General features: G+C 61.0%; 4 protein-coding genes. 3 read left to right on the top strand and 1 reads right to left on the bottom strand.

Annotated elements, in window-relative coordinates; genetic code table 11:
* Nucleotides 1-507 (bottom strand): oligoribonuclease (orn, locus tag D6877_RS01510; RefSeq protein ID WP_130909634.1); only part of this gene is annotated, 507 nt, incomplete at its 3' end.
* Nucleotides 508-614: 107 nt separating this feature from the next.
* Here orn and rsgA point away from each other — a divergent pair.
* From rsgA to D6877_RS01495, 3 genes are all read left to right on the top strand, one after another.
* Nucleotides 615-1,646, top strand: a complete 1,032-nt coding sequence (gene rsgA / locus D6877_RS01505; RefSeq protein ID WP_024011360.1) for a small ribosomal subunit biogenesis GTPase RsgA — start codon at nt 615-617, stop codon at nt 1,644-1,646.
* 313 nt (nt 1,647-1,959) lie between these two features.
* Complete coding sequence (locus tag D6877_RS01500) at nt 1,960-2,919, top strand: caspase family protein (RefSeq protein WP_130909633.1); 960 nt, start codon at nt 1,960-1,962, stop codon at nt 2,917-2,919.
* Nucleotides 2,919-3,355 (top strand): toll/interleukin-1 receptor domain-containing protein (locus D6877_RS01495; RefSeq protein WP_130909632.1); only part of this gene is annotated, 437 nt, incomplete at its 3' end. The genes D6877_RS01500 and D6877_RS01495, both read left to right, overlap by 1 nt.

Here is a 3,355-nt window from a genome sequence, read left to right as displayed (position 1 = left end):
CTCGGCGATCGATTCGCGGATGTCGTCCAGCGCCAGGTGGGTGCTGCCCTTCTTGAAGCTGTCGCGCACGTCCGGCGCCCAGCGCGCGGCCAGCTCCTTGAGCGTGGAGACGTCGAGGTTGCGATAGTGGAAGTAGCTTTCCAGCGCCTTCATGTGGGTATAAAGGAAGCGGCGGTCCTGGCAGATGCTGTTGCCGCAGATCGGCGATTTGCCCTTCGGCACCCACTTTTCCAGGAAGGCGATGGTCTCAGCTTCTGCCTCAGCCATGCTGATGCGGCTGTCGCGTACACGCTGGGTCAGGCCGGAATTGCCGTGGGTGCGGGTGTTCCACTCGTCCATGCGCGCGAGCACTTCGTCGCTGTGATGGATGGCGATCACCGGGCCTTCGGCCAATGTATTCAGCTCACTGTCGGTGACGATGGTGGCCATTTCGATGATGACGTCGTTGTCCGGGTCCAGACCGGTCATTTCCAGGTCGATCCAGATCAGGTTCTGCGGGTTTTGCATATTCGGGCTCCTAGGCAATGCTGCGCAGTTTAGCCTAGGCCGGTGGCCGGGCGTGCTAAACTCGCGGCCGTTTTACCTAATCGCTGCATTCTTCAGACGGAACACCCATGGCCAAACGCCAACTCAATCGTCGTCAAAACTGGCGCATCGAAAAGATCCAGGGCGAGCGCGCCGCACGCGCCGCCAAACGCGAGTCCTCGGCGGTCGAGGCCCTCGAGGGCGGCGACCTTGGCCCTGAGCAGCACGGCCTGGTGATCGCCCACTTCGGCGTGCAGGTCGAAGTCGAAGCCGTTGACGGCGAACTCGCCGGCCAAGTGTTCCGCTGCCACTTGCGCGCCAACCTGCCAGCGCTGGTCACCGGCGACAAAGTGGTCTGGCGCGCTGGCAACCAAGGCATTGGCGTGATCGTCGCGCAACTGCCGCGCAGCACCGAACTGTGCCGCCCCGACAGTCGTGGCCAGCTCAAGCCGGTTGCCGCCAACGTCGACATGATCGTCATCGTTTTCGCGCCGCTGCCCGAGCCTCACGCCAACCTGATCGACCGCTATCTGGTCGCCGCCGAACATGCCGGCATCCGCCCGCTTCTGCTGCTGAACAAATTCGACCTGATCGACGAGCAGAACGCCCCGGCGCTGAACGCGTTGCTGGCGGTGTATCGCACGCTGGGTTATCCGGTGCTGGAAGTCTCGGCGCACCACGGCGACGGCATGGAGCAACTGCAAAAGCAGCTCGACGGGCGCATCAGCGTATTCGTTGGTCAGTCCGGCGTCGGCAAGTCGTCGCTGGTCAACAGCCTGCTGCCGGAAGTCGAAACCCGCGTCGGGCCGTTGTCCGAGCTATCCGGTCAGGGCACGCACACCACCACCACCGCGCGCCTGTTCCACTTCCCTGGCGGCGGCGAACTGATCGACTCCCCGGGCATCCGCGAATTCGGTCTGGGCCATGTCAGCCGCGCCGACGTCGAAGCCGGTTTCATCGAGTTCGACGACCTGCTTGGCACCTGCCGTTTCCGTGACTGCAAGCACGATCGCGAACCGGGTTGTGCGCTGCTCAAGGCACTCGAAGACGGACGCATCCAGCAGCAGCGGATGAACAGCTATCGCTCGATCATCGCCAGCCTGCCTGAAAACGGCTATTAAACAGTCACGCCGGCGGCCCTGCACTATGGGCCGTTGGCTGTCGTACTGCATCTGACTCACGCCTCTCGCTGTTAAACATCAGTCTCTTCTGTAGGCTTTTGCGCACCTGCTCGCAGGACCTTTCTGTTTTGCCACGCAGACCTTGTAGGTCTGCGCCAGCGGCCTACATTCGCTTCCTCCTTCGCTTACCGCGATCTCAGAGGAATCCAATGCAAAGCTGTCATTCATTCATCAGCCATTCGTCTCGCTGCGCCCACTTGCGTTATCCCCACAGAATCGTCAGCGCGTTCAGCCTGCTCACGGTGGTGTAACCATGCGCAAGGCACTGTTCATCGGCATCAACGATTACACGCATATTGGCGGGCTCAGCGGCTGTTGCAACGACGCCATGGCCATGGCCTCGGTACTGAAAACCAACGCCAATGGCGACCCCAACTTCAAGAATCTGATACTGACGTCCGCCGAGGATTACCTGAGCCGGCAAAAACTCGAAGACCAGATCCGCGAGTTGTTTTCCGGCGACTGCAACGTCGCTCTGCTGTATTTCGCCGGTCATGGCGGTTTCGACGCCGACACTGACGAAGGCATGCTGATCCCGCAGGATTACCGCAATGCCAAGGACGGCATCCGCATCAGCGACATTCTCAACTGGGCGGACAAAGCCACGCGGATCAAAAACAAAATGATCATCCTCGACTGCTGCGAAAGCGGTTCAGCCGGAGAAGTGCGCGCCCTGCGCAGCGAGAGCAGCATGGTCAGCGAAGGCATGACCATCCTCACCGCCTGCAAAAAAGCCGAGCCGGCACTGGAGGGCGCGCAGCACGGCGTGTTCACCGGCCTGCTGCTGCAAGCGCTGCATGGCGGCGCGGCGAATATCCTCGGCAAAATCACCCCCGGCAGCCTGTACTCCTTCGTCGACAACGCGCTCGGCCCGTGGGAGCAGCGTCCGGTATTCAAGACCAATGTGTCGCAGTTCATTTCCCTGCGCGAAGTCTCGCCGCTGATTCCCAAGGAGATCCTGCGCAAATTGCCGGACTGGTTCGCCGAAGCCGAATCGGTCTTCCCGCTCGACCCCAGCTACGAACCCACCGAAATGGCGTTCATACCGGAGCACGGCGAGATCTTCGCCCAATTGCAAAAGTGCAACCGCCACAGCCTGATCGAACCGGTCGACGCCGAGCACATGTACTACGCCGCCATTCACTCCACCGGCTGCCGCCTGACGGCACTCGGTGCCTATTACCGCGAACTCGCCCTCAAAGGACATTTCTGATGCCAGTCTTTATCAGCTACCGCCATGTGGATCGCACTCATGCGATCGCCATCAACACCCGTCTGACCCAAGCGAAGATCAGGACTTACCTCGACGTGCTGGATCCGGAATCGCAGACCACCGACGACATCACCGGGGTCATTACCCGCAACATCACCGAGTGCACGCATCTGCTGGCGGTGGTATCGGAGAAGACTGCACTGTCGTGGTGGGTGCCGTTCGAGATTGGCGAGGCGACGATCAGCAACCGGCGGATCTGTACGTTCAAGACCGGGCCGGCACAACTGCCGATCTATCTGGACAAGTGGCCGAAGCTGAGCACGGCCAGCGACCTGGATTTCTTTATCGATGCGTATCGGGATGAGGTGTCGAACAAGCGGTCGATGGCGCTGGATTCGATCAGCGAATCGGTGAAAGGGGCGTACAAGCGCGATGC

This window comes from Pseudomonas sp. Sample_9 (genome assembly GCF_004307535.1).
Taxonomy (GTDB): domain Bacteria; phylum Pseudomonadota; class Gammaproteobacteria; order Pseudomonadales; family Pseudomonadaceae; genus Aquipseudomonas; species Aquipseudomonas mercuritolerans.
The sequence above is the reverse complement of the archived record's forward strand: the minus strand, read 5'-3'. Positions and strand labels throughout refer to the sequence as shown.

Bases quoted from the DNA above. Each gene is read 5' to 3' on its own strand.
- D6877_RS01500 (WP_130909633.1), top strand. From the start codon at position 1,960: ATGCGCAAGGCACTGTTCATCGGCATCAACGATTACACGCATATTGGC.
- rsgA (WP_024011360.1), top strand. From the start codon at position 615: ATGGCCAAACGCCAACTCAATCGTCGTCAAAACTGGCGCATCGAAAAG.